20 protein-coding genes are annotated in these 25654 nt (G+C 71.2%); 13 read left to right on the top strand and 7 right to left on the bottom strand.

The window, feature by feature from the left end; translation table 11 throughout:
* Positions 1–60: 60 nt before the first annotated feature.
* Together ACZ5L9_RS19415 and ACZ5L9_RS19410 are read right to left on the bottom strand one after the other, a co-directional pair.
* A complete protein-coding gene (locus ACZ5L9_RS19415; RefSeq protein WP_464531251.1) occupies positions 61–2622 on the bottom strand; it encodes an ABC transporter permease in 2562 nt (853 codons plus the stop codon).
* Positions 2622–3425: an ABC transporter ATP-binding protein gene (locus ACZ5L9_RS19410; protein ID WP_464531246.1), complete on the bottom strand. Its 804-nt coding sequence runs from the start codon at positions 3423–3425 to the stop codon at positions 2622–2624. The genes ACZ5L9_RS19415 and ACZ5L9_RS19410 overlap by 1 nt, the downstream gene beginning before the upstream one ends.
* A 75-nt stretch (positions 3426–3500) precedes the next feature.
* Here ACZ5L9_RS19410 and ACZ5L9_RS19405 point away from each other — a divergent pair, with 75 nt between their 5' ends.
* The 3 genes from ACZ5L9_RS19405 (at position 3501) to ACZ5L9_RS19395 (ending at position 7072) form a co-directional block, all read left to right on the top strand.
* Entirely contained in the window at positions 3501–5663 is a 2163-nt protein-coding gene (locus ACZ5L9_RS19405) for an NAD(+) synthase (protein ID WP_464531242.1), read from the top strand.
* 78 nt (positions 5664–5741) lie between these two features.
* On the top strand, positions 5742–6371 hold the full coding sequence (locus ACZ5L9_RS19400; protein ID WP_464531238.1) for a SatD family protein: 630 nt from the start codon (positions 5742–5744) through the stop codon (positions 6369–6371).
* Positions 6368–7072, top strand: a complete 705-nt coding sequence (locus ACZ5L9_RS19395) for a hypothetical protein (protein ID WP_464531235.1) — start codon at positions 6368–6370, stop codon at positions 7070–7072. Before ACZ5L9_RS19400 ends, ACZ5L9_RS19395 begins: the two co-directional genes overlap by 4 nt.
* A gap of 31 nt (positions 7073–7103) precedes the next feature.
* On the opposite strand, the gene manD is transcribed toward ACZ5L9_RS19395, so the two are convergent.
* Genes manD through ACZ5L9_RS19375 form a run of 4 tightly spaced genes read right to left on the bottom strand, consistent with a single transcriptional unit; the run spans position 7104 to position 12221 of the window.
* Positions 7104–8324 (bottom strand): D-mannonate dehydratase ManD, encoded by a 1221-nt coding sequence (gene manD / locus ACZ5L9_RS19390; protein WP_464531231.1) that lies wholly within the window; start codon positions 8322–8324, stop codon positions 7104–7106.
* Positions 8321–9697 (bottom strand): mannitol dehydrogenase family protein, encoded by a 1377-nt coding sequence (locus ACZ5L9_RS19385; RefSeq protein ID WP_464531227.1) that lies wholly within the window; start codon positions 9695–9697, stop codon positions 8321–8323. The genes manD and ACZ5L9_RS19385 overlap by 4 nt, the downstream gene beginning before the upstream one ends.
* A complete protein-coding gene (gene uxaC / locus ACZ5L9_RS19380; RefSeq protein ID WP_464531223.1) occupies positions 9694–11124 on the bottom strand; it encodes a glucuronate isomerase in 1431 nt (476 codons plus the stop codon). Before uxaC ends, ACZ5L9_RS19385 begins: the two co-directional genes overlap by 4 nt.
* Before the next feature lie 17 nt (positions 11125–11141).
* Complete coding sequence (locus tag ACZ5L9_RS19375; protein WP_464531219.1) at positions 11142–12221, bottom strand: LacI family DNA-binding transcriptional regulator; 1080 nt, start codon at positions 12219–12221, stop codon at positions 11142–11144.
* Positions 12222–12355: 134 nt separating this feature from the next.
* Between ACZ5L9_RS19375 and ACZ5L9_RS19370 the strand changes: the two genes are divergently transcribed.
* Positions 12356–13273: a sugar kinase gene (locus tag ACZ5L9_RS19370; RefSeq protein ID WP_464531215.1), complete on the top strand. Its 918-nt coding sequence runs from the start codon at positions 12356–12358 to the stop codon at positions 13271–13273.
* 54 nt (positions 13274–13327) lie between these two features.
* Here ACZ5L9_RS19370 and ACZ5L9_RS19365 read toward each other — a convergent pair whose 3' ends face one another.
* Positions 13328–14032, bottom strand: coding sequence for a hypothetical protein (locus ACZ5L9_RS19365; protein ID WP_464531210.1), 705 nt, complete (start codon positions 14030–14032; stop codon positions 13328–13330).
* 163 nt (positions 14033–14195) lie between these two features.
* On the opposite strand from ACZ5L9_RS19365, the gene ACZ5L9_RS19360 reads away from it, so the two are divergent.
* From ACZ5L9_RS19360 to ACZ5L9_RS19320, 9 genes are all read left to right on the top strand, one after another.
* Positions 14196–15539 carry a glutamine synthetase family protein gene (locus ACZ5L9_RS19360; protein ID WP_464531206.1) on the top strand — a complete coding sequence of 448 codons (1344 nt, stop codon included), beginning with the start codon at positions 14196–14198 and terminating at the stop codon, positions 15537–15539.
* Between the two features lie 49 nt (positions 15540–15588).
* Positions 15589–16317, top strand: a complete 729-nt coding sequence (locus ACZ5L9_RS19355; RefSeq protein ID WP_464531202.1) for a type 1 glutamine amidotransferase — start codon at positions 15589–15591, stop codon at positions 16315–16317.
* Between the two features lie 7 nt (positions 16318–16324).
* The gene (locus ACZ5L9_RS19350; protein ID WP_464531198.1) at positions 16325–19246 is read left to right on the top strand and encodes a bifunctional [glutamine synthetase] adenylyltransferase/[glutamine synthetase]-adenylyl-L-tyrosine phosphorylase; all 2922 of its coding nucleotides are present in this window, start codon (positions 16325–16327) and stop codon (positions 19244–19246) included.
* A 188-nt stretch (positions 19247–19434) separates the two neighbouring features.
* Positions 19435–20208, top strand: coding sequence for an MlaE family ABC transporter permease (locus ACZ5L9_RS19345; protein WP_464531193.1), 774 nt, complete (start codon positions 19435–19437; stop codon positions 20206–20208).
* Complete coding sequence (locus tag ACZ5L9_RS19340; protein WP_464531189.1) at positions 20208–21068, top strand: ABC transporter permease; 861 nt, start codon at positions 20208–20210, stop codon at positions 21066–21068. The genes ACZ5L9_RS19345 and ACZ5L9_RS19340 overlap by 1 nt, the downstream gene beginning before the upstream one ends.
* An 8-nt stretch (positions 21069–21076) precedes the next feature.
* Positions 21077–22237 carry an MCE family protein gene (locus ACZ5L9_RS19335; RefSeq protein WP_464531185.1) on the top strand — a complete coding sequence of 387 codons (1161 nt, stop codon included), beginning with the start codon at positions 21077–21079 and terminating at the stop codon, positions 22235–22237.
* Positions 22234–23436 carry an MCE family protein gene (locus tag ACZ5L9_RS19330; RefSeq protein WP_464531180.1) on the top strand — a complete coding sequence of 401 codons (1203 nt, stop codon included), beginning with the start codon at positions 22234–22236 and terminating at the stop codon, positions 23434–23436. Before ACZ5L9_RS19335 ends, ACZ5L9_RS19330 begins: the two co-directional genes overlap by 4 nt.
* Entirely contained in the window at positions 23436–24440 is a 1005-nt protein-coding gene (locus tag ACZ5L9_RS19325) for an MCE family protein (protein WP_464531176.1), read from the top strand. The genes ACZ5L9_RS19330 and ACZ5L9_RS19325 overlap by 1 nt, the downstream gene beginning before the upstream one ends.
* A gap of 23 nt (positions 24441–24463) precedes the next feature.
* Positions 24464–25654: an MCE family protein gene (locus tag ACZ5L9_RS19320; RefSeq protein ID WP_464531171.1), complete on the top strand. Its 1191-nt coding sequence runs from the start codon at positions 24464–24466 to the stop codon at positions 25652–25654.

Raw genomic sequence — 25654 nt, 5'->3', positions numbered from 1 at the left:
AGTCCACGGACCATCTGTCACCCTATGGCTGTCGGGCCCCGACCGGACCTATGACTCCGGTCACTCCGTGGTGATCGCGGCCAGGACGTTGAGCCGGGCGGCCCGGATAGCGGGCAGGAGCGCCGCGAGGACGCCGACGACCACGGCGATCACCAGGAACGTGAACAGCTGGCCCACCGGCAGCCCCAGCGAGGTCAGCTGATCGCTGAGCGACTGGCGCAGCAGCACCCCGATCACCAGGCCGAGCGCCATCCCCATCACGGCGCCCAGCACCGCGATGGCGACCGACTCCAGCGTGATCATCCGGCGCAGCCGCGTCCGGCTCATCCCGATGGCGCGCAGCAGCCCGATCTCGCGGGTCCGCTCGATCACCGAGAGGCCCAGGGTGTTCACGATGCCGATGATGGCGATCACGATCGCCAGCGCGAGCAGGCCATAGATCATGTAGAGCAGCTGGTTGACCTGCCCCCGGATCTGGTCGGCGAAGCTGGCCTTGTCGAAGACCTCGACGATCTTGGCCGCGTCGGTGATCTTCTTGAGATCGCCCAGCACCGCCGCCGAGGAGGCTCCCGGCGCGAGCATGATCGAGACCGACGTGTCCTGGCGCTGCATCCCGGCCTTGTCGACCTGCTCGATCGGCACGGTGATCGGTCCGGTGATCTCGCTGGACTTGCTGATGCCGGCGACGGTCAGGTCGATCGTGCGCCCGGCGGGGAAGGAGAGCTGGAACGCCGATCCGAGGTGCCAGCCGCGCTGCTCGGCCAGGTCGGTCGTCACCAGCGCCTGGTCGCCGGTGAGGTGCTCGGTGCCGTCGGTCATGTCGAGGTGGTAGATGTCGGCGAACGAGCCGTCGACGCCGGTCATCGTCGTGGTCTGCCCGGTGTCGGGGCCGGCCTTGTCGACGATGTTGGCGCTGACCGTCTGCATCCGGCTGACCGTCTGCACGCCGTCGACCCGCTGCATCTGGTCGCCGATCGAGGTCGGGAACGGCATGAACGTCGCCGACTGCACCAGGAAGTCGGAGGTGAACTGCTCATCGACGATGTCGTCGATGGTGCGGTTCATCGAAGCGGCCAGCACCCCGATGGTGGAGACCAGCGCCAGCCCGATCATCAGGGCCGAAGCGGTCGCGCCCGTCCGCCGTGGGTCGCGCAGCGCGTTCTCGCCCGCCAGCCGGCCCGAGGTGCCGAAGAGCCGGGCGAAGACGGCACGGCACAGCACCAGCACCGGGCGTCCGACGACCGACGAGGTCGCGGCCAGGGTGAGCACCCAGATCAGCGCTGCGCCGCCGACCCACGCGGCGGTGGAGCCGGGCGCGCCGGCGAAGCCGGCGACCACGAGCGCCGCACCGATCAGGAACAGGACCGAGCCGACCAGGACGCGGGTCCGCAGCGGCGCGGCCGTACGGGCGAGGTCGCCGCGCATCGCCGTGACGGGTGCGACCTTGCCCGCGCGGCGCGCCGGGAGCCAGGCCGCCACCATCGTGACGACGATGCCGATCGCGTAGCTGATCACCACCGACTGCGCGTCCAGCACGAGGACCCGCCCGGAGATGTCGAGACCGGCGGAGCGGAAGACGGCGGCGAGGCCGCGAGCCAGCGCCCACCCGATCGCGATGCCGATGGTGGAGGCGATGACCGACATCACGAAGGCCTCGGCGAGCACGGAGCGGACCACCTGGCGCCGGGTCGCTCCGAGGGCGCGCAGCAGGGCCAGCTCCCGCGTGCGCTGGGCGACCAGGATGGTGAAGGTGTTGACGATGATGAAGGCGCCGACCACGACGGCGATCAGGGCGAAGACCAGCAGGAAGACCGAGATCACGTCGAGGAACTGGCTGATCGCGTCCTGCGACTCGTCCACCACCTCATCGCCGGTGACCGCCTCGAAGTCGCCGGGCAGCACCTTCTGGGCGGCGGTGGCGAGCGCATCCTGGGAGACGCCGGGAGCCGCGGTCAGCGAGACCGAGGTGAAGGCGTCGCGCCCGCCGAGGAAGATCTTCTGCGCTGTCGCGGTGTCGAAGATCAGCAGCGTCGAGCCGGCGGTCGAGCCGCCGTTGAACTCCGCGGTGCCGGCCAGCTCGGCCTTGATCTGGGTGCTGCTCGTCGGCGGCAGCAGCGAGACCGTGTCGCCGACGTGATAGCCGGCCCGGGACGCGCTGCCGGAGTCGAGCACGATCTGCCCGGGACCGGGCCAGGTGCCCTGCTTGAGCTCGAGGATCGACTCGCCGGCCATGTTGACGCCGCCGGTGTGGTTGAACGCCAGCGTGGGCGCGCCCGTACCGCCGACCAGGTCGCCGTCGCTGTCGAGCAGGTTCATCCCGTTGCCGTCGACGGTGCCGTGGGCGGCGCCGACCTGGGGGAGCGCGGAGAGCTTCGCGACGACCTGCGGCGAGACGGTGGCGGTCGAAGTGCCGGTCGAGCCGGGATCGAAGGAGTCCAGCCCCTTCGCCCGTACGGTCGCGTCCGGCGTGGAGCCCTTGATGATCGAGTCGAACGTGCTGGACAGGCCGTTGCTGAAGACCAACACCCCGGAGAGGAATGCCACGCCGAGGACGATCGCCAGCCCGCTCATCACGAGCCGGACCTTGCGCGCCAGGAGGTTGCGCAGCACCAGCCGGAACATCAGGCGCCCTGCCCGCTGCTCGCCGCTGCCATGGCCGCGTCCTGCAGGGCGGTCATGCGCTCCAGGATCGTCTCCCGGGTCGGCTCGAGCAGCTCGTCCACGATCCTGCCATCGGCGAGGAAGACCACCCGATCGCAGTACGACGCCGCGACCGCGTCGTGGGTCACCATCACGACGGTCTGGCCGAAGTCGTCGACGGTGCGGCGCAGGAACGAGAGCACCTCGGCGCCGGAGGTGGAGTCGAGGTTGCCGGTCGGCTCGTCCGCGAAGACGATCGCGGGGCGGCTCGCCAGGGCGCGGGCGCACGCGACCCGCTGCTGCTGGCCTCCGGACATCTGGGCCGGGCGATGGCCGAGCCGGTCGGCGAGGCCGACGGCGGCGATGACGGTGTCGAACCACTCCTTGTCCGGCTTCGCCCCGGCCAGCTCGAGCGGCAGCAGGATGTTCTCCTTGGCCGTCAGCGTCGGGATCAGGTTGAAGGCCTGGAAGACGAATCCGATCCGCTCGCGGCGCAGGGCGGTGAGCGCCCGGTCCTTGAGCGTGCCGACCTCGGTGCCGTCCACGACGACGCGGCCCGAGGAGGGGGTGTCGAGGGCGGCGAGCATGTGCATGAGGGTCGACTTGCCCGAGCCGGACGGACCCATGATCGCGGTGAAGGCACCCCGCTCGAAGTCGACGCTCACGCCGTCCAGCGCGTGTACCTCGGAGTCGCCGGAGCCGTAGCTCTTGCGCAGGTCCACCGCGCGGGCCGCCGCGTCGCGGATGCCGTCGGAGGGTGCCGGAGTCGTCGCGTCGAGCGTCATGTCATCCAGCCAACCGCACGCCACCGACATCCGCGATGGGGGCCGACCCTGATTTGACCCCGATAGGCTCCGCGGGTGGACTTCTACTCGCCGTACGCGCATGGCTTCGCCCGGGTCGCGGCGTGCACCATCCCGGTCGCGACCGCCGATCCGGCCACCAACGCCCGTACGGTCATCGAGCAGGCCCGCGCCTGCCACGACGACGGCGTCGCGGTCGCGGTCTTCCCCGAGCTGTCCCTGAGCGGGTACGCGATCGACGACCTCTTCCTGCAGCAGCCGCTGCTCGACGCCGTGGTCAGCGCGATCCAGTCGATCGCCCTGGCCAGCGAGGAACTGCTGCCGGTGCTCGTCGTGGGCGCGCCGCTGCTGCACGGCAACCGCGTCCTCAACACCGCCGTGGTGATCCATCGCGGCGAGATCCTCGGCGTCGTCCCGAAGTCGTACCTGCCGACCTACCGCGAGTTCTACGAACGCCGCTGGTTCGCTCCGGGCGACGACGTCGAGTCGCTCATCGACATCGGCGGGGTCGAGGTCGCCGTCTCCCCGCAGCTCCTCTTCCGCGCCACCGACGTGCCGGGGCTGACCTTCCACGTGGAGATCTGCGAGGACATGTGGGTGCCGGTGCCACCCTCGGCGCGCGCGGCGCTCGCCGGTGCGACGGTGCTGCTCAACCTCAGCGCCAGCCCCATCACCGTCGGTCGATCCGAGGAGAGGCGCCGTCTCGTCGCCGGCTCCTCGGCCCGTTGCACGGCAGCGTACGTCTACACCGCGGCCGGCGTGGGCGAGTCGACGACCGATCTGTCCTGGGACGGCCAGACGATGGTCTACGAGCTCGGCGAGCTGGTGGGGGAGAGCGAGCGGTTCCTCGACGGGCCGGGCCGTACGGTCGTCGACATCGACCTCGACCGGATCCGCGCCGAGCGGATCCGGCAGGGCACCTTCGACGACAACCGGCGCACGCTCGCCGAGCGCGGCGGGGACGTCGACCTGTTCCACACCGTCGAGTTCGAGCTCGAGCCTCCGCTGGAGGCGATGGCGCTGAAGCGTAAGGTCGACCGCTTCCCGTTCGTCCCCGACGACCCGGCCCGGCTCGCGCAGGACTGCTACGAGGCCTACAACATCCAGGTCCACGGACTGGTCGGCCGGCTGCGCGCGATCGGCCCCGGCACGAAGGTCGTCATCGGCGTCAGCGGTGGACTCGACTCCACCCACGCGCTGATCGTCGCCGCGGACGCGATGGACCGGCTCGGCCGCCCGCGCAGCGACATCCTGGCCTTCACCATGCCGGGCTTCGCCACGTCGGACTCCACGCTCGCGAGCGCCAACGCGCTGATGGCGTCGCTGGGGACGACGTACGAGACGCTCGACATCCGCCCGACGGCCACGCAGATGCTCAAGGACATGGGACACCCGTTCGGGGTCTCGACAGGCTCGACCACCACCGAGGGCTCGACCACCGAGGGCTCGACCACGGAGGGCTCGACCACCGGGGGCGCGGCGACCGAGGGCGCGGCGATCGATCCGAGCGTCTACGACGTGACGTTCGAGAACGTCCAGGCGGGCCTGCGGTACGACTACCTCTTCCGGCTGGCCAACCAGCGCGGCGGGATCGTGGTCGGCACCGGCGACCTCTCCGAGCTCGCGCTCGGGTGGTGCACGTACGGCGTCGGCGACCAGATGTCGCACTACAACGTCAACGCGGGCGTGCCGAAGACGCTGATCCAGCACCTGATCCGCTGGGTGATCTCATCGGGCAAGTTCGACTCTGGTGAGGATGGGGCGACCAACGCGGTGCTGGCGACGATCGTCGAGCAGGAGATCAGCCCCGAGCTGGTGCCGGCTTCCGCGGACACCGGGGCGATCCAGTCCACCGAGGCGATGGTCGGGCCGTACGCGCTGCAGGACTTCACCCTCTTCCACGTGGTCCGGCACGGCTACAACCCCTCGAAGATCGCGTATCTGGCCTGGCAGGCGTGGCACGACGCGTCGAACGGCGAGTGGCCGGTGGGTCTGCCCGAGTCGCGGCACGTCAGCTACGAGCTGAGCGAGATCCGGCACTGGCTCGAGGTCTTCATCAAGCGGTTCTTCGCCAACCAGTTCAAGCGCTCGGCGCTGCCGAACGGGCCGAAGGTCAGCAACGGCGGCACGATGTCGCCTCGTGGCGACTGGCGGATGCCGTCGGACGCCAGCGCGGCGGTCTGGCTCGCCGAGCTGGAGGCGCGCGTTCCGAGAGCCTGATCGGTGAAGGTCTCGGCTTCATCGAGCGGTAATGAAGTCAATATCTTCATTTTGTCAATCTGAAGGTATCCTCTTCCTATGGAGACGGTGGCAACGGTGATCGGCGACGTCGTCGGATCGCGCAGGGAGGCGAGCCGAGGCGCGCTGCACGCGCGCCTGACGGCGACCCTCGAGCGGGTCAACGACGAGCTGGCGCCGACCACCCCGCTGCGGGTGACGGTGGGCGACGAGTACCAGGGCTGCTTCGCCACGGTCGGGGCCGCCATCGCCGCGACCCTGCGCCTGCGGCTGTGGCTCGCACCCGGGATCGAGGTGCGGCACGGCATCGGCTGGGGCGGGGTCGAGGTGCTCGAGGAGTCGCCGCGGGTCGAGGACGGCCCGGGCTGGTGGGCCGCGCGCGAGGCGATCGAGGCGGTCGCGCGCTACGAGGCCGATCCGGCTCTGCGCCGGCTGCGGACGGCGTACGAGCGCGCCGAGGGCTCCACAGACGGCGCTGACCCCGCGCTGGTCGGGGCCGCCCTGATGACCCGCGACGAGCTGCTCGCCGATCTTGCTCCCGCGTCGCTGTCGGTGCTCGATGGCATGCTGCGAGGCATGAGCCAGCGCGACCTCGCCCACGACCTCGGCGTCAGCCCGTCCGCCGTCTCCCAGCGGATCCGGCGCGACGGTCTGGCGGTGCTGGCCGAGGCCGACCGGCGGCTCGGATGAGCTGGGTCGCGCTGCTGCTCGTCGGGATCGGGGCGAGCGACGCCATCCGCTCGCTCGGCGCGCGAGCGGGCCTCGCCGGCGGTCTCGGTGCGGCTGCGGCGGTGCTGCTCGGGCTGCTCGCCGACCTGACCGCGGCGGCCGACATCGTCGCGATGATCGTCGGCATCCTGGTCGTGCTGGCCTGGTCCCTGCTCGCGCCGCGCCACCCCCGCGCGGCGATCGGCACGCTCGCCGTCGCCCTGCTCGCCGCGCTGTTGTGCACCGCGTGGGCCTCGACCGCGGGCGGAGCGGTGGAGCACTGGCTCACCCGCTCCCGGCTGCCCCACCTCGCGACGACCGACCCCGACCACGCCCTGCTCCTCCTCGGCGTGCTGCTCATCCAGCTGACCACCGGCAACACCATCGTGCGGCTCGTGCTCACCGTGACGGGCTCGACCCCGCCAGCCACCGGCCGCACGCTCAAGGGCGGGCGCCTGCTCGGCCCGATGGAGCGGCTGGTCATCCTCGGTCTCGGCGTCGCCGGGCAAGCCACCGCCGCCGGCCTGGTGATCGCCGCCAAGGGACTCATCCGCTGGCCGGAGCTGCAGTCCTTCCGCGGGGAGGAGGGGCCGAGCATCGACGAGGTGACCGAGTACTTCCTGGTCGGCAGCTTCGTCTCGTGGCTGGTCGCGCTCGGCGCGTTGGCCCTGCTGGCGACCTGACGCCTCGGTCGCGAGGCTCAGCCGGTGGCGATCACCAGTGGAACATCGTCCCGTCGCGCAGCCGGTTCACCGGCAGCGAGGCGGGCTTGTACGGGTAGAGCGCGGCCTTCTCCAGGTCGATGTCGACGCCCAGGCCCGGCTCCTCACTCGCGTACATGAGGCCGTCCTCGAACCGGTAGGAGTGCGGGAAGACCTCGTCGGTCTCCGGCGTGTGCGGCATGTACTCCTGGAGCCCGAAGTTCGGGATCGCGGTGTCGACCTGCAGTGCCGCCGCGAGGCAGACCGGCGAGAGGTCGGTGGCGCCGTGCGAGCCCGAGCGGATGTCGTACAGCGCTGCGAGGTCGAAGATCCGGCGCAGATGGGTGATGCCACCGGCGTGCACGACGGTGGTGCGGATGTAGTCGATCAGCCGCTCGCGGATCAGCGTCTCGCAGTCGTAGATCGAGGAGAACACCTCGCCGGTCGCGATCGGGGTGGTGGTGTGGGCCCGCAGGTGGCGATAGCCGTCCTGCATCTCGGCCGGCACCGGGTCCTCCATCCAGGTCAGGTGGTAGGGCTCGAGCTCCTTGCCCAGCCGCGCCGCCTCGTTCGGGGTGAGCCGGTGGTGGACGTCGTGCAGCAGCTTCGGCGTGGGGCCGAGCTCGCGGCGCGCCAGCTCGAACAGCGACGGCACGTGCGCGAGGTAGGCGTCGGTGTCCCACACGTTCTCGGTGGGCAGTGCCGCGTCGGCCGGCTCGTAGGAGTGGGCGCCCGCGGCCGTGACGCCGCCGATGCCGTACGTCGAGTCCAGACCTGGGATCGACGACTGCAGCCGGACGGCCCGATAGCCGCGGGCGAGGTAGCCGGCGGCGTCCTCGACCGTCTCCTCGATGGTGGCGCCGGTCGCGTGCCCGTAGACGGTGATCCCGTCGCGTGCCCGGCCGCCGAGCAGCTGGTAGACCGGCAGGCCGGCGACCTTGCCCTTGATGTCCCACAGGGCGGTGTCGATGCCGGCGATCGCCGTCATCGTGACCGGCCCCCGACGCCAGTACGCGCCACGGTAGAGGTAGTGCCAGGTGTCGTCGATCCGCATCGGGTCGCGCCCGATCAGCTGCGGCGCGACGTGGTCCTGGAGGTAGGAGACGACGGCCAGCTCGCGGCCGTTGAGCGTCGCGTCGCCGACGCCGGTGACGCCGTCGTCGGTGGTGATCCGGACCGTGACGAAGTTGCGGCCCGGGCAGGTCACGATGACCTGGACGTCGGTGATCCTCATCGGCTGAGCTCCTCGGTGTGGAAGGCGGTGACGGCGACCAGGGCCTGGTCGTCGGCGAGTCGGGGGTCGAGTGCGGCGAGCACCCGGGGGACGGCGTCGGCGAGCGGGGCGCTCGCGAGGGCGACGAGCTCGTCGGCGCGGGGGTCGTGGACCGGGGCGCCGCGGCCCCGCAGATGCGCGATCCAGGCGCCGAGGGAGCGGGCGCCGGCGCTGCCGCTGCGACCCGCGGCCCGTTCGGCGAGCACGGTCGGGACCGTCCGCACGGGCAGCTTCTGGGAGCCGTCCATCGCGATCTGCGCGAGGAGGTGCCGGATCCCGGGGTTCGCGAACCGCTCGACCAGGGCCGCCCGGTAGCCGGCCAGGACGTCGGCGGGCAGGGTGAGGTGCTCGGTCGCCTCGTCCCACCACTCCTCGACCCACCCGCGACACCGCGGGTCGGCGATGGCCTCGGCCACGGTGGTGTGACCGAGCGCTCCGCCCGCGTAGGCGAGCAGCGAGTGGGCACCGTTGAGCAGGCGCAGCTTGCGAGCCTCGTACGGGGTGACGTCCTCGACGAACCGCGCGCCCGCGGCCTCCCAGGCGGGGCGCCCGCCGGGGAAGGTGCCGGCGAGGGTCCACTCGGTGAAGGGCTCGGTGACGACCGGGCACGCGTCGTGGCGCCCGGTCAGCGCGCGCACCGCGTCGACGTCGACGGCGGTCGTACGCGGCGTGATCCGGTCGACCTCGGTGCCGACGAACGAGACGTGGGCGGCGATCCAGGACGACAGGTCGGCGTCGCCGGTCGCGTCGGCGAGCTCGGTGACGACCCGCCGGACGACCGCGCCGTTGTCCGGCAGGTTGTCGCACGGCACGACCGCCAGCGCCTCGCCGCCCGCCCGAGCCCGGGCGGCGAGGCCGGCGACCAGGCGACCGGGGACGGTGCGGAGCGCGGAGGCGGGACCGCGCCGCAGGTCGGCCAGATCGGCCGCCACGTCCTCGGCCGCGAGGTCCAGGCCGCCGGCCGCGTCGCGGCGGTAGGCGGACTCGGTCACGGTGAGCGTCATCAGCCTCACGTCGGGGGAGGCCATGGTGGCCAGCCACGATCGCTGATCGCCACCGGCGTACGCCCGCGCCACCGACCCGACGACGCCGGCCTCGTCGCCGCCCGGCGCGCGTTGCAGCAGGGTGTAGAGGCCGCCCTGTGCCTCGAGCTGCGCGGCCAGCTCCGCGCTGCGGCCGGAGAAGGCGGCGAAGCCCCAGGCGTCGGCGTCGGGCGCGAGCGCGGTGTAGGCGGCCTGGTGGGCGCGGAAGAACGCACCGAGGCCGAGATGCACGGCGGCGACCGGCGGCGTGGTGCGACCCAGCGCCGCCCGCGTCAGTGCCGTGGCGCTCACAGCCGGAACGCCTTGCGTGGCTGCTCGTCGACCAGGGCGATCGCCGTCTCCAGCGCCTCGTCGAGGTCGAGCCGGTGCTCGGCGACCAGCCCGGCGAGATAGCCCGCGTCGAGGCGCCGGGCCATGTCGTGCCGCGCCGGGATCGAGCAGAACGCCCGGGTGTCGTCGATGAAGCCGGAGGTGCGGCTGAAGCCGATCGTCTCGCTCACCGCGCCCCGGAAGCGCCGGATCGCGTCGGGGGCGTCGAGGAACCACCACGGTGCGCCGACGTAGACCGAGGGGTAGAAGCCTGCCAGCGGTGCGAGCTCGCGCGACCAGACCGTCTCGTCGAGGGTGAACAGGACCAGGCGCAGGCCGGGATGGGTGCCGAAGCGTTCCAACAGCGGGCGCAGCGCACGGGTGAACTCCACGGCCTGCGGGATGTCGCAGCCGACATCGGCGCCGTACGCCTCGAAGGTCGCGCTGTGGTGGTTGCGCACGGACCCGGGGTGCAGCGTCATCACCAGGCCGTCCTCGCAGGACATCCGGGCCATCTCGACGATCATGTGGCGTCGGAACGCGACCGCCTCGGCGGCGGTGGCCTCACCGGCGAGCGCCGCGGCGAAGATCCGCCCGGCGTCGGCCGTGGTCAGTGGCTCCGCCACGGCGTCCGCATGGCCGTGGTCGGTCGAGACCGCGCCGTGCTCGAGGAAGAACCGTCGGCGCGACTCCAGGGCCGCGAGGTAGCCCGCGTAGTCGCCCGTCTCGATCCCGGCGACCTCGCCGAGGCGGCGTACGTCCGTACGCCACGTCGCGCGCTCCGGCTCGAGGTAGCGATCCGGCCGGAAGGTCGGCGCCACCCGTCCGGAGAACGTCGGGTCGTCGGCCAGCGCGCGGTGGGCGGCCAGGTCGTCGCAGGGGTCGTCGGTGGTCGCCAGGAACTCGATCCCGAAGCGCTCGAAGAGCGCCCGCGGCCGGAACTCCGGCCGGGCCAGGCAGTCGGCGATCCGGTCGTACAGCGCATCGGCGCTCGCCGCCGACGGCTGCTCGGTGACCTCGAAGATCTCGCCCAGCTCCGCCTCGAGCCAGAAGCGCACCGGCGTGGCGCGGAAGAGCGACCAGTGCTCGCACAGGAGACGCCAGGCGGTACGGGAGTCCGCCTCGCTCAGCGCCCCGCGGCCCACCCCCAGATGCGACAGCGGCACGCCGTGGGCGTGCAGCAGCCGCGTGACGTAGTGGTCGGGCGTGACCAGCAGCGCCGCCGGATCGTCGAACGGCGCGTCGTCGAGCAGCAGCCTCGCCGGCACATGGCCGTGCGGGGAGAGGATCGGCAGGTCCTTGACCGCGCCGTAGAGCTCGCGGGCGATGGCGCGGACGCCGGGATCGGCGGGCAGCAGCCGGTCGGGGTGCAGACGCGGGGCTCCCCGGTGCGTTCCTGGGCTCGACATGTTGCCATCGAAGAGCCTCAGCCGGGCGACTGCAATCGGTTGCCACGAGTTGTCGCGGGCTCCCGCGTGGCCGGTGGGGAGCTGGTCCGCCAGGCCCGGCGGCGCGACGGTGCGGCGGCGGTCGAGTCCCGTACGTAGAGCCGGGTGGGCAGCGCGAGCGGGCGTACCGCCGTCGGCGTCGCGCCGCCGATCAGCGCGAGCAGGTTGTGCACGGCCATCGACCCCAGCGTGCGCAGCGGAGGTGCCACCGTGGTGATCTCCGGGGAGGTCAGCTGGGAGACGAAGATGTTGTCGAAGCCGACCACGCTCACGTCCTGCGGCACCCGCGCGCCGAAGGAGACCAGCCGGCGGATGAAGCCGATCGCGACCAGGTCGTTGTAGGCGATCACAGCGCTGGTGCGGTGCTCGCGGAACTCCTCGGCGGCGTGCCGTCCGCCGGTGGCCGTCGGCGGGTACGGGCCGACGCGTCGCACCTGCGCTTCGCGCTCGACCGCGTAGGTTCGCAGGGTGCGCCAGCGCATCGCGTTGACCCACGACGCCTCGGGGCCCGAGAGGTAGGTGATCTGGCGGTGACCGAGCCCGACGAGGTGGTCGACGGCCTGGCGTACGGACATGGCGTGGTCGGCCATCACGTGGGGCACGTCGGTGATGTCGCGGTTGATCGCGATCAGCGGCCGCTGCTTGGCCACCATCCTGATCGCGCTGTCCGACATCCGAGTGCTCGCCAGCACGATGCCCTCGACCGTCGGGATCGCCCGCTCCAGCGACTCGCGCTCCCGGACCACCGACTCCTGGGCGTCGGAGAGCAGAGTGGTGTAGCCGCGCTCGGCGGCCGCGCTCTGGGCGCCGCGGATGATCTCGAAGTAGTAGGGGTTGGTGATGTCGGCGGTGGCCAGGGCGATCATCGAGGTCCGCCCGGTGGGCAGGGCGCGGGCCAGGGGGTTGGTGCGGTAGCCCAGCTCGGCGGCGATCGTGCGGATCCGTGCCGCGGTCTCCGCGTTCACCCGGTCGGGGCGGGAGAAGGCCCGCGACACGGTCGAGGGCGCCACCCCCGCTGCTCGGGCGACGTCGTAGATGGTGGGGCTCTTGTCGCTCATCCGTGCCTGCCTCCGAGTCGTGCCACCGGACGGTACGGCCGTGTGGCAACTGATGGCAACCGCTTGCCGTGCGATCGTCTCGCTGCCTCAATGGTGCCGTTGCACCTCGCGCCACCGGATGAAGGAGTCGGCTGATGGGTCTGGATGTGGTGGTCGTCGGCGAGATCCTCGTCGAGCTCGCCTCGGATGCGCCGCTCGCAGACGGTGCGTCGCTCACGCTCGGCGTCTCGGGCGACGCGCTCAACGCCGCCGCCGCGGCGGCTGCGGCGGGAGCCCGTACGGGCATCCTCGCCCGGATCGCCGACGACGAGCTCGGCGACGTCATCGAGGAGCGGCTCGGCCAGCTCGGCATCGACACCTCGCTGGTGCGGCGGGTGCCGGGCCAGCAGGGGGCGTACGTCGTGCACGCCGACCCGACCGGTGGGCGCGAGTTCGTCTACCTGCGGCGCGGCAGCGCCGGCTCGACCCTCGGTCCCGAGGACGTGGCGGAGGCGGGGCTGGAGGCGGTCGGCGCGGTGCTGACCAGCGGTGTCACCGCGGCGCTCTCCGCCTCCTCGCGGGCGGCGGTGCTGGAGGTCGCCCATCGCGCAGCATGCCTGGTCTACGACCCCAACTACCGGCCGCGGCTGACCACGCCCGAGGAGGCGGCCGGTGTCCTGCGCGCGGTCGCCCCGCGGGCGCGCGCCATCACTCCGGCGGCACCGGGGGAGACCGGTGTCCTGCTCGACACGGACGACCCGCACCATGCTGCCCGGATCCTGCTCGGCCTCGGCGCGCAGGCCGCGGTGGTGACCCGCGGCGCGGACGGCGTCGTGGTCGCCGACGCGGACGGCGTGCGCGACCTGCCGGCCGTCCCCGCGGTCCGGTTGGTCGACCAGACCGGCGCGGGCGACAGCCTGGCCGGAACCCTCACCGCGCGGCTCGTGCTGGGCGATCCGCTGGACCAGGCCGTACGCCTCGGCACGGCCGCCGCCTCCCTCGTCCTCGGCGGACGGGGCGGCACCGGCCTGGTGCCGAGCCTCGCGCAGATCCGCGCGCACCTCGGGCGGTGACGTCATACGAGGGGTGCCCTGCTGCGGAGGGCTTCGTATGACGTCCTGCGCGGCTCAGTGGAGGTGCTTCTCCAGCTTCACGGTCTGGGCACGGAGCAGGTTCCTGGTCAGCTTCGTCACTGAGGCGGCGCTCTTATTGACGCCCATGAGCACGGTCGTGACCTCATAGTTGTGGACCTGCGATGTTGCCTGCACCAGGTTCATCAGCACACCCATGTAGCGACCACGCAACGACATCACGAAGGTCCGGTTGCTGTTGATGCGCCGCATGCTGCTCTGGACGCTGAACCACATCTTGGTGCCGTCGCCCATCTCCATGCTGAGCTTGTGGCACGCACGGATGAGGGGCTCGATGATCGCGAAGTCCTTGACCACGCTCGCCGAGTTGCGGAACGCAGCGATATCGACGGATGCCGACTCGAAACTGAAGTCGAGATCTCGCTCGAAGTCGGTCTCAGCCTCCGAGAGCTGTCCCGGAGAGTGCTTCGGTCCGTCGATCTCGAGGGATTGCTGGCAGTCGGGGTCCTTGCTCGCCAGCTGGACGTCGTCGCCGTCGTGCGACTTCTTGCCCGACTTCTTGTCGAGCTTGAACCCCTTCGGCAGGTCCTTCACCGTCAGCAGCGCCGCGCGCAGCTCCGGCTTGCTGAGGACCTTGTCCCGGTGAGCGGTGGCCGGCGCGGCACCGGCGGACGGGGTGACAGCTGCGGCGAGGACGGTAGCGGTGAGGAGGCCGGCGAACAGACCGGCGGGGCGCTTCATGCGCGCACCGTACGTCAGCGTGGCCGCGGAGCGGAAAGCCGGCTGCGGGTCCGTCAAGGTATGTAGCCGAACCCACACTTCCCGGGGTGAATTCCGCACGGGAAGTGCAGGATCGCCTGCATACCTCGATCAACCGGCACGCCGTCCCACTAGGCTCACGCCCATGGGTAAGCAGGAGGACTTCGTCCTGAGGGCGCTCGAGGAGCGCGACGTCCGGTTCGTGCGGTTGTGGTTCACCGACGTGCTCGGCTTCCTCAAGTCGGTGGCGGTGGCGCCGGCCGAGCTCGAGGGCGCCTTCGCCGAGGGCATCGGCTTCGACGGCAGCGCGATCGAGGGCTTCGCCCGGGTCACCGAGTCGGACATGCTCGCGCTGCCCGACCCGAGCACCTTCCAGCTGCTGCCGTGGCGCGACCAGGGCCCTGGCCCGTCGACCGCGCGGATGTTCTGCGACATCGTGATGCCCGACGGCAGCCCGTCGTACGCAGACCCCCGCTACGTCCTGAAGCGGACCCTGTCGAAGGCGGCCGAGAAGGGCTTCACCTTCTACACCCACCCCGAGATCGAGTTCTACGTCTTCAAGAACGAGCCGAAGGACGGCGAGGAGCCGGTCCCGGTCGACTCCAGCGGCTACTTCGACCACACCACCCAGGCGCTCGGCGCCGACTTCCGTCGCGAGGCCATCACCTACCTCGAGGCGATGGGCATCTCGGTCGAGTACAGCCACCACGAGGGCGGGCCCGGCCAGCAGGAGATCGACCTGCGCTACGCCGACGCGCTCTCCACGGCCGACAACATCATGACCTTCCGCACCGTCATCCGTGAGGTCGCGCTCAGCCAGGGCGTGTGGGCGACGTTCATGCCCAAGCCCTTCACCCAGCACCCGGGCTCGGGCATGCACACCCACGTCAGTCTGTTCGAGGGCGACCAGAACGCCTTCTACGAGCCGGGCGCCGAGTACCAGCTGTCCACCACCGGGCGCCGCTTCATCGCCGGCCTGCTCAAGCACGCGCCCGAGATCAGCGTCGTCACCAACCAGTGGGTCAACTCCTACAAGCGGATCGTCTCCGAGGGTGAGGCGCCGGCGTTCATCTCCTGGGGCCACAACAACCGCTCCGCGATGGTCCGGGTCCCGATGTACAAGCCGTCCAAGGGCCAGTCGACGCGCGTCGAGATCCGGACGCTCGACGCCGCCTGCAACCCCTACCTGGCCTTCGCCGTGATCCTCGCGGCCGGCCTCAAGGGCATCGAGGAGGAGTACGACCTGCCGGCCGAGGCCGAGGACGACGTGTGGGCCCTGACCGACCGGGAGCGGGCCGCGCTGGGGATCGACGCGCTGCCGCGCGGTCTCGACGAGGCGATCGCCGTCGCGGAGAACTCCGAGCTCCTGGCCGAGACCCTGGGCGAGCACGTCTACGACTTCTTCCTGCGCAACAAGCGCGCCGAGTGGGCCGAGTACCGCGCCCAGGTCAGCCCGTTCGAGCGCGGCCGGATGCTGCCCGTCCTCTGATGTGATGCATCCGGGCGGGTAGGACCGAGGGGAGGGCATCGTGGCGCGGGTGTTGGTCGTGCTGAACGACGAGGCCCACTCGGTCGGCGCCATGGCCGGCTGGCTGGGGGAGATGGGCTGTGCCGTCGACGAGCGCCGGCCCTACCGCGACGAGGGCATCCCCACCATCCGGATCTACCACGGGCTGATCGTCCTCGGCGGGTCGATGGCCGCGCTCGACGACTCCACCAGTCCATGGCTGCCGATCGTCCGCGACCGGATCCGCGAGGCCGCCGAGCTGGGTGTCCCGACGCTGGGCATCGGGCTCGGCCACCAGCTGGCGGCGGTCGCGCTCGGCGGGCGGGTTACGCGCAGCCCGTACGGGAGCCAGCTCGGTCTGCTCGACGTCGGCTGGGGGTGCGAGGTGCTGCTCGACCCGCTCTTCGACCGGGTCGCGGGCGAGGGCCGGGCGATGCACTGGAACGCCGACGTCGTCACCGCCCTGCCGGACGACAGCGTCGTGCTGGCGCAGACCCCGAACGGCGAGGTGCAGGCCGCCCGGATGGCCGCGACGGTGTGGGGCGTCCAGTTCCACCCCGAGGCGAACGCCGACACGATGGCGCCCTGGATGGGCAGCGGTGACTCGCTGCCCGAGGAGGCCGGCGTCGACGGCGCCGCGCTGATCGCCGAGGTCGGCGCCGCCTGGGAGGAGCTGGTCGACGCCTGGCAGCCCCTGACCTGGGCGTTCGCCCGGATGGTACGCGGCCGGGCCGGCGCGCGAGGGGAGCTGTGGGAGTGAGGCTGTCGTGAGTCCGAGGGTCACCACGACGAAGGGCACGCTGCTACGGCTCGGGTTCGCCGAGACCGACACCGCGCTGGCCGCCCTCACCGGGTTGCCGCTGCCGGAGGAGCTGCTCGCCCTCCTCGGCAGGACCGCCGACCCCGACCTCGCGCTGGCTACGCTGGTCCGGCTCGCCGACGCCGTGCCGGACCGGACGACGCTGCTCGTCGAGCTGGCCGACGACGAGGGCACCGCGATGCGGCTGCTCTCGGTGCTCGGCGCCTCCGAGGCGCTCGGCGACCATCTCGTCCGCCATCCCGAGCACTGGCGCGACCTGTGCGACCCCGAGCTGGGCTCGACCCGGCCGGCCGCGTACTTCCTGCGCGACCACCTGCTCGCCGCGGTCGACGGCCTCGGACCGGCCGAGGCCCGCGACGCCCTGCGGGTCGACTACCGCCGGCTGCTGCTGCGGCTGGCCGCGCGCGACCTCGGCCACGAGATGGGCATCGACGACGTCGCCGCCGAGCTCTCCGACCTGGCCGCCGGCACCCTCGAGGCGGCGCTGCACATCGCCCGACAGGAGGTGGAGCGCGCCGAGGAGGTCCGGCTGGCGGTGATCGCGATGGGCAAGTGTGGCGCCCACGAGCTCAACTACGTCTCCGACGTCGACGTGATCTTCGTGCACGAGGGCCCCGACGACGTCGCCGCCAAGCTGGCCGCCACCCTGATGCGGATCTGCTCCGAGCACACCCGCGAGGGCACGATCTGGCAGGTCGACGCGGCCCTGCGTCCCGAGGGCAAGGCCGGCGCGCTCTCGCGCACGCTCGCAGGCCACGTCGCCTACTACGGACGCTGGGCCTCGACCTGGGAGTTCCAGGCGCTGCTCAAGGCCCGCCCGGTCGCCGGCGACCGCGAGCTCGGCAGGTCGTACGTCGAGGAGATCTCCCCGCTGGTGTGGCGGGCGGCGGAGCGTGACGGCTTCGTCGCCGACACCCAGGCGATGCGCCGTCGCGTCGTCGACCACATCCCGACCAGGGACGCCGACCGCGAGCTCAAGCTCGGGGTCGGCGGGCTGCGCGACGTGGAGTTCGCGGTGCAGCTGCTGCAGCTCGTGCACGGCCGCGCCGACCACTCGCTGCGCGTCCCGACCACGCTGTCGGCGCTCGCCGCGCTCACCGCGGGCGGATACGTCGGGCGGGAGGACGGCGAGGCACTGCACGCCGCGTACGCCTTCCTGCGCTCGCTCGAGCACCGCATCCAGCTCCGCCGTCTGCGCCGCACCCACGTACTGCCGCGCGACGAGGAGTCGCTGCGCGTCCTCGGCCGTTCGATGGGCTTCTTCCGCGATGCCGCGATCACGCTCGAGAAGCGGCTCGCCGAGGAGCGTCGGGAGGTCAGCCGCCTCCACCAGAAGCTCTTCTACCGGCCGCTGCTGACCGCCGTCGCCCGCATCCCCGGCACCGATGCGCGGCTCTCGCTCGCCGCTGCCGAGGAGCGGCTCACCGCGCTCGGGTACGACGATCCCGCCGCCGCGCTGCGGCACCTGGAGGCCCTCGTCAGCGGCGTCTCCCGGGCGGCCGCCATGCAGCGGACCCTGCTGCCGGTGATGCTGCAGTGGTTCGCCGAGGGACCCGACCCCGACATGGGGCTCTTCGGCTTCCGCCGGATCAGCGAGGCGCTCGGCGACAGCCCGTGGTACCTGCGCGCCCTGCGCGACGAGGGCATGATCGCCGAGCGGCTGGCCCGGATCCTGTCGACCTCCCGCTACACGACGGCGCTGCTGGAGCGCGAGCCGGAGGGCGTGCGGATCCTGGGGGAGTCGCTCGAGCCGACGTCGAGCGAGGCGCTCGCGGCCGAGATGCGCGGCATCGTCGAGCGGCGTACCGACCTTGCCGCCGCGATCCACCTGGTCCGCGGGATCCGTCGTCGCGAGCTCTTCCGGATCAGTGCCGGCGAGCTCGCCGGCGTACTCGACGTCGAGCAGGTGGGCGCCGCGCTGGCCCGCCTGACCGACGCGGTCCTGGAGGCGGCCCTCGCCGGGGTGGTCGCGGAGGTCGCCGCCGTCCGCGGTCTCGCCGAGCCTCCGACCCGGGTCGCGGTCATCGCGATGGGACGCTACGGAGGCTTCGAGCTCTCGTACGCCAGTGACGCGGACGTCCTCTTCGTGCACCGGCCGCTGGCCGGGGTCGACGCGGAGGTGGCGGCCGGCTTCGCGCGGGCCGTGGTGGAGCGACTGCGGGCGCTGCTCAGCTCGCCCGGCCCGGACCCGGCGCTCGCACTCGACGCCGACCTGCGTCCGGAGGGCCGCCAGGGGGTGCTGATCCGCACCCTCGACTCCTACGCCGCCTACTACGCCAAGTGGTCGATGGTCTGGGAGGCCCAGGCGCTGCTGCGCGCCGACGCCGTCGTCGGCGACCCCGCGCTGCGGGAGGCGTTCACGGCGATGATCGACCCGCTGCGCTATCCGGTCGGCGGTCTGGCCGAGACGGACATCCGGGAGGTGCGCCGGATCAAGGGTCGCGTGGACGCGGAGCGGCTGCCCCGTGGCGCGGACCCGGCGACCCACCTCAAGCTCGGGCGCGGCGGCCTGGCCGACATCGAGTGGACGGTGCAGCTGTTGCAGATGTGCCACGCGCACGATGTCGCGGCGCTGCGCACCCCGCGCACCCTGGAGGCCCTTCACGCCGCCCAGGAGGCCGACCTGGTCTCGGCCGAGGACGCCGCGGGGCTGGGCGAGGCATGGCGCCGGGTCAGCCGCACCCGGAACGCGATCACGCTCGTCCGGGGCAAGCCTTCGGACCAGCTCCCGAGCAACGTCACGGAGCGGCGCGCCGTCGCCTCGATCCTCGGCTACCCACCGGGTGCGAGCGACGAGATGGTCAACGACTACCTGCGCTCCACCCGACACGCGCACGCCATCGTCGAACGGGTCTTCTGGGGCGACTGAGGCACCGGCGCTCCCCTGCGGGGACCGGCGACGTGGTGCGTCGCCGGACGTACGAGCGCGCGTGGTGACCGTCACTCTTGCCCCCTCCCGTCGTTGGGCCAGCAGGTCGTTGCCCGCAGAACTGAAACATGTTCTACTAGCGGCGCAGGTGAGCCGGATCACAGGTCGATGACGCGAAGAGGTGCGAGATGGCGGTGCAGTTCGGCTCACTCGTGCGTGGCATGGGCGGCATCGGCCTGATGACGGTGGAGGTCGCCCGGGCGACCTTCACGACGAAGTTCCAGCTCCGCGAGTTCCTCGAGCAGGCCTGGTTCATGACCAGCGTGACGCTGATGCCGACCATCCTGGTGAGCATCCCGTTCGGCGCGGTGATCTCGCTCCAGGTCGGCAACCTGACCGGCCAGCTCGGCGCCCAGTCCTTCGCAGGGGCGACGGCGGTCCTCGCCGTGGTCCGCGAAGCCGCCCCGATCGCGGCCGCGCTGATCATCGCCGGTGCGGCGGGGTCGGCGATCTGCTCCGACATGGGCGCGAGGAAGATCCGCGAGGAGATCGACGCCCTGGAGGTGCTCGGCATCGACCCGGTCGTGCGGCTGGTCACCCCGCGCGTGCTGGCCTGCGTCTTCGTCTCGATGATGATCAACGGCATCGTGATCGCCACCGGCATCGCGGGCGGCTACTTCTTCACCGTGATGGTCCAGGGCGGCTCCGCCGGCGCCTTCCTCTCCAGCTTCAACGCGCTCGCCTCGCTGCCCGACCTCTACATCTCGATGATCAAGGCGGCCCTCTTCGGCTTCCTCGCCGCGATCGTGGGCGCCCACAACGGGCTACGCGCCGCCGGCGGGCCGAGCGGCGTCGGTCGTGCGGTCAACGAGTCGGTGATCGTCGCGTTCATGCTGCTCTTCGTCCTCAACTCCCTGATCACCGCGATCTACTTCCAGGTCGTTCCGCAGGACGGTCTGTGATGACCACGATCAGCACGTTGGGCCGCTCGGCCGGCGAGGTCGCCGGCGCCATCGTCAAGGAGCGCCGCAACCGGATCGAGCAGCTCGGCGACCAGCTGCTCTTCTACATCAAGGCGCTGGCCTGGACGCCGCGGGCGATCACCCATCACCGCCGCGAGATGTTCAACATCCTCGCCGAGGTCGCCTTCGGCGCCGGCGCGCTGAGCATGATCGCGGGCACCGCGGGCGTCATCGCCTTCATGGCGTTCTTCGCCGGCACCGAGGTCGGCATCCAGGGGTACGCGTCGCTGAGCCAGATCGGCGTCGCGAAGTTCACCGCCTTCATCTCGGCGTACTTCAACACCCGCGAGGTCGCCCCGCTGGTCTCCGCCATCGCGCTCGCCGCGACCGTCGGCTGCGGCTACACCGCCCGTCTCGGCGCGATGCGGATCAGCGAGGAGATCGACGCGCTGGAGTCGATGGGCATCCCGTCGCTGCCCTACCTCGTCACCACCCGGATGGCGGCCGGCTTCATCGCGGTCGTGCCGCTGTACGTGATCGCGCTGTGTGCCTCCTACCTCTCGCCGCGCCTCATCACGACCCTGATCTATCACCAGTCGGCGGGCACGTACGACCACTACTTCATCGCGTTCCTGCCGCCCGTCGACATCCTCTGGTCCTTCCTCAAGCTCGTCGTCCTGGCGGTCGCGGTGATCCTGATCCACTGCTACTACGGCTACACCGCCTCCGGCGGGCCGGCGGGGGTGGGCCGCGCGGTGGGCCAGGCCATCCGCACCTCCATCGTCACCGTCGTCGTCGCCGACTTCTTCCTCAGCTTCGCGATCTGGGGCTCCACCACCACCGTCCGGATCACCGGGTAGGCGGCGGGATGCTGGTCGGTGTCCAACACGACTCGCGCCGAGAGCACAACCGGCTCTTCGTCGCGGGGATCGCGTACGTGCTGCTGATGGCGCTGCTGATCGGCCTCGCGATCGCCGTCTACCAGAAGGTCTTCACCCCGGTGACCTGGGTGACGATCAAGGCGGACCGTGCCGGGCTCCAGCTGCCGAGGTTCGGCGACGTCCGGATGCACGGCGTCCTGGTCGGACAGATCCGGGGGATCAGCCAGGACGGTCACGAGGCGGTGATCAAGCTCGGCCTCGACCCCGACCAGGCCAAGCAGATCCCGAGCAACGTCGACGCCGAGATCCTGCCGACCACGCTCTTCGGGCAGAAGTACGTCCAGCTCGTCGACCCGGCGCAGCCGGCGGCGACCGGGCTCCGCGACGGCACCGTGATCCCGGCCGACCGGGTCCGCACCAGCGTCGAGCTCGAGTCGGTCCTCGCCCGGCTCTTCCCGGTGCTGGAGGCGGTCCGGCCGCAGGACCTCAACAGCACGCTGACCGCGCTGTCGACGGCGCTGCAGGGCAACGGTGAGCGACTCGGCGCGACGATCAGCCAGCTCGACGACTACCTCGGCACGATGAACGTCCACCTGCCGACGCTGACCAGCGACATCAAGGCCTTCGCGAGCGTCGCCCACACCTACGACCTGGCCGCCCCCGACCTGGTGAAGATCCTCGACAACGCCACCGTGACGGCCCGGACCGTGACCGCCAAGCAGGACCAGCTCAAGGGTCTCTTCAGCAGCGTCACCGGCCTCTCGTACGCCACCACGTCGCTGCTGCACGACAACGAGGCCAGCCTCGACACCGAGTCCCAGCTCGCCGTGCCGCTGGTGAAGCTGCTCAAGGACTACTCGCCCGAGTACCCCTGCCTGCTCAAGGGGCTCGACCTCTACACCAACAACCTCAACCAGATCTTCCGCAACGACCGGGTCAGCCAGACGATGACGCTGGGCGGCACCCAGAAGCCGGCCTACACCCGCGCCGACCGACCGGAGTACGGCGCGATCGGGCACGGCCCGTGGTGCGCCGGCCTGCCCGACGTCGCCAAGGCGCCGCAGTCACCGCACCTGGACACCCCGATGCGGGACGGCACCCAGGACGACCCGGCCCAGCATCCCGACATCGAGAGGATCGGGCAGTGAGCGGCGGCCTCAGCAGGCGCGACATGGTGACGGCCGCGGCCGCGATCAAGCTCGCCATCTTCACCACGGTGTCGGTGCTCGTGACCGGCCTGCTCGCGGTGATCATGGGCCACCTCGGCGGCGGTGGACAGACCACGTACGACGCGATCTTCACCAGCGCCAGCGAGCTCAAGAAGGGCGACGACGTACGCGTCGCCGGCGTCTCGGTGGGCTCGGTGCGCAAGGTCTCGCTCTACGACGGCGATCGGGCGAAGGTCACCTTCCGGGTCGACGACGGCGTCCCGCTGACGACGGCCTCCGGCGCGCAGATCCGCTACCTCAACCTGGTCGGCGACCGCTACCTCGCCCTCACCGAAGACAGCACTGACAGCACCGACACCGGCAGCGACGACACCGGCAGCACCGACACCGGCAGTACTGACACCGGCAGCGACGACACCGTGAGCGCCGACGGCGGCCTCCGGCCGGCGGCCAGCGCCACCCGGCTCGATCCCGGCGGCACGATCCCGGTGGCGCAGACCACGCCGGCGCTCAACCTGACCGAGCTGTTCAACGGCTTCCAGCCGCTCTTCCAGGCGCTCAACCCGAAGGACGTCAACGACCTGTCGCTCAACCTGATCAAGGTGCTGCAGGGGGAGGGCGGCACGATCGCCGGCGTCCTCAAGGAGACCGCCTCGCTCACCAGCACCCTCGCCGATCGCGACCAGCTGATCGGCGAGGTGATCACCAACCTGTCCTCGACGCTGAAGACCGTCGACGCCCACCACACCCAGCTCTCGCAGCTGCTCACCCAGCTCAACGGCTGGATGGGCGACCTGGCCAAGGACAAGACCACGATCGGCGACTCCGTGGACCAGATCGGCGACCTCAGCGGTCAGCTCGCCAAGCTCCTCACCGACGTGCGGCCGGCGACCAAGACCGACATCGCCCAGCTCCGCCGGATCGTCACGACGCTGAACAAGCCGGACAACCAGGCACTGATGGACGACACCCTGAAGCGGCTGCCCAAGACGCTGGAGGCGCAGGTCCGGATCGGCACGTACGGCAGCTGGTACAACTACTACCTCTGCGACCTCGACGTCGTCATCAAGCTGCCCTCGCTCGGCAAGATCCTGGACAACTCGCCGGTGATCAAGGCGTTGCAGAAGGCCCTCGACAGCATCGCCGTCTACAGCACCGCCAAGCGATGTGATGCGTGATGGCGCACCACGACGAGCGGAAGCTCATGCGGGCCGGAGCCGTCACGGCCGTGGCGCTCTGCGTCACCCTCGTGCTGGCCTTCAACCTGCAGAAGCTGCCCGGGATGAAGGGCACGACCTACCACGCGCGGTTCAGCGACGCGAGCGGGCTGCACGTCGGAGACCGGGTCGAGGTCGCGGGCATCCGGGTGGGCCGCGTCGACGCGATCACGATCCACGGGGCCAGCATCGACGTCGCGTTCGACGTGAAGGACGCCAAGCTCGGGCAGGACACGGAGGCCTCGATCGAGGTGCTCAACCTGCTCGGCGAGAAGTACCTGCGGCTCGAGCCCGGCTCCACGTCCCACGACGCCGGCGGCACGTACCTCGACGCCGGGGCGACCATCCCGCTCGACCGGACCACGGCCGGGTACGACATCGTCGGCACCCTCGACCAGCTCACCGAGACGACCGGCAAGATCGACACCGGCCAGCTCGGCACCGCGCTCAACACGGTCGCGGGCGCCGTCGACCAGGCCGCGCCCCAGGTGCGCGGCAGCTTCGAGGGGCTGGCCCGGCTCTCCCAGACGATCGCCTCGCGCGACGACGACATCGACCAGCTGCTCCAGCACGCCCACCACGTGGTCGACCTGATCGACCAGCGCAAGGGCGATCTGGTCGGGCTGATGAAGCAGGGCGACCAGATCTTCGCGGAGCTGATCAAGCGCCGCTCCGACATCCACGCACTCCTCGTCAACGCGACCTCGCTCGCCGGCCAGCTGCGCGGCCTGGCCAAGGACAACCAGAAGCAGCTCGGTCCCGCCCTCGACGAGCTCGACCGGGCGATCACGTTCCTCAACGACCGCAAGCAGGAGCTCAGCGACACGATCAAGGACTACGGCCCGTACGCCTCGATCCTGGTCAACATCATCGGCACCGGCCCCTGGTTCGACGCCTACGTGCCCAACTTCGCGAGCCTCGCGACGGGCGAGTTCGTGCCCGGCCGACGGAAGGGACTCGACTGATGCCCCATCCTCCGACACGGCCCATGATCTGGGTCCGAGCGCTGACCCCGTGGCGGATGGTCGCCGTGGTCGTCGTGCTGCTGGTGATCGCCGCCGGGGTGACGGCGATCGGCGGCGGCGACGGGACCCGTACCGTGACCGCCCACTTCTCGCAGGCCACCAGCATCTTCAAGGGCTCCGACGTCGACATCATGGGCGTACGGGTCGGCACGGTGACGTCGGTAAAGCCCGACGGCGACAGCGTCACCGTGACGATGAAGTACGACGCCAAGTACCACCTGCCCGCCGACGTGAAGGCCGCGATCGTGACGCCGACGCTGGTGGCCGACCGGTTCGTCCAGCTCGCGCCCGCCTACACGTCCGGGGCCGTCCTGGCCGACGGCGGCGACATCCCGAAGGCCCGTACGGCCGTGCCGGTGGAGATGGACGAGATCTACAAGTCCGTCGCCGACCTGACCGATGCGCTCGGCCCGAACGGCGCCAACAAGAACGGCGCGCTCAACAACGCGCTCAAGGCCGGCGCCACCGCCCTCGACGGCAACGGCAAGCTCGGCAACCAGATGCTGGCCAACCTGTCGCAGGTGGCACAGACCCTCGACAAGAACTCCGGCAACCTGTTCGAGACCCTCGACGGGCTCAACCGGATCACCACCACGCTCGACGAGAACGATCCGACCGTGCAGCGGTTCATGACCCACCTGGCGCAGGTCTCGAAGGAGCTGTCCGGCGAGAGCGGTGACCTGCAGAAGGCGCTCTCGGCGATCGCCGACGCGGTCGACATCACCGGCGACTTCGTCCGCGACAACAAGGACAAGCTGACCACCGGCATCTCCGATCTGACCACCACGCTGAAGGTGGTCGCGGACCAGAAGCAGAGCCTCGCCGACGTCCTGCAGCTGGCGCCGCTCGGCCTCGGCGACCTGGCCGACTCCTTCGACGCCGGCACCGGCACCGAGGGCATCCGCCTGCAGCTCGGCCCGACCGGCATGGATCTGCCCGGCCTGCTGTGCGGGATCGTCACCAACGACAAGCTCCCCGACGCCGGGCTGGTCTGCAAGCTGTTCAAGCTGCTCGTCCCGGACACGGTCGCCACCACCGTCGGCGCCGGCCTGACCAACCTGCTCAGCGTCCCGTCGCTGGTCACGAACGGCACCAGCACGCTCGGCGGGCTCGCCTCGCAGGTGCAGCAGATGATCGGCGGTGGGAAGAAGTGA

The sequence above is a fragment of the Nocardioides sp. JCM 18998 genome, assembly GCF_055391535.1.
Note: the sequence above shows the minus strand (reverse complement) of the source record. Positions and strands in the feature narration are given on the sequence as shown.

What these genes read in the sequence shown, in the direction of transcription:
- ACZ5L9_RS19365 (WP_464531210.1), bottom strand. Translation starts at nt 14,032, where the DNA reads ATGAAGCGCCCCGCCGGTCTGTTCGCCGGCCTCCTCACCGCTACCGTC.
- ACZ5L9_RS19400 (WP_464531238.1), top strand. Translation starts at nt 5,742, where the DNA reads ATGGAGACGGTGGCAACGGTGATCGGCGACGTCGTCGGATCGCGCAGG.
- manD (WP_464531231.1), bottom strand. Translation starts at nt 8,324, where the DNA reads ATGAGGATCACCGACGTCCAGGTCATCGTGACCTGCCCGGGCCGCAAC.
- ACZ5L9_RS19340 (WP_464531189.1), top strand. Translation starts at nt 20,208, where the DNA reads ATGACCACGATCAGCACGTTGGGCCGCTCGGCCGGCGAGGTCGCCGGC.
- ACZ5L9_RS19320 (WP_464531171.1), top strand. Translation starts at nt 24,464, where the DNA reads ATGATCTGGGTCCGAGCGCTGACCCCGTGGCGGATGGTCGCCGTGGTC.
- ACZ5L9_RS19410 (WP_464531246.1), bottom strand. Translation starts at nt 3,425, where the DNA reads ATGACGCTCGACGCGACGACTCCGGCACCCTCCGACGGCATCCGCGAC.
- ACZ5L9_RS19335 (WP_464531185.1), top strand. Translation starts at nt 21,077, where the DNA reads ATGCTGGTCGGTGTCCAACACGACTCGCGCCGAGAGCACAACCGGCTC.
- uxaC (WP_464531223.1), bottom strand. Translation starts at nt 11,124, where the DNA reads ATGTCGAGCCCAGGAACGCACCGGGGAGCCCCGCGTCTGCACCCCGAC.
- ACZ5L9_RS19395 (WP_464531235.1), top strand. Translation starts at nt 6,368, where the DNA reads ATGAGCTGGGTCGCGCTGCTGCTCGTCGGGATCGGGGCGAGCGACGCC.
- ACZ5L9_RS19375 (WP_464531219.1), bottom strand. Translation starts at nt 12,221, where the DNA reads ATGAGCGACAAGAGCCCCACCATCTACGACGTCGCCCGAGCAGCGGGG.
- ACZ5L9_RS19370 (WP_464531215.1), top strand. Translation starts at nt 12,356, where the DNA reads ATGGGTCTGGATGTGGTGGTCGTCGGCGAGATCCTCGTCGAGCTCGCC.
- ACZ5L9_RS19345 (WP_464531193.1), top strand. Translation starts at nt 19,435, where the DNA reads ATGGCGGTGCAGTTCGGCTCACTCGTGCGTGGCATGGGCGGCATCGGC.
- ACZ5L9_RS19360 (WP_464531206.1), top strand. Translation starts at nt 14,196, where the DNA reads ATGGGTAAGCAGGAGGACTTCGTCCTGAGGGCGCTCGAGGAGCGCGAC.
- ACZ5L9_RS19415 (WP_464531251.1), bottom strand. Translation starts at nt 2,622, where the DNA reads ATGTTCCGGCTGGTGCTGCGCAACCTCCTGGCGCGCAAGGTCCGGCTC.
- ACZ5L9_RS19325 (WP_464531176.1), top strand. Translation starts at nt 23,436, where the DNA reads ATGGCGCACCACGACGAGCGGAAGCTCATGCGGGCCGGAGCCGTCACG.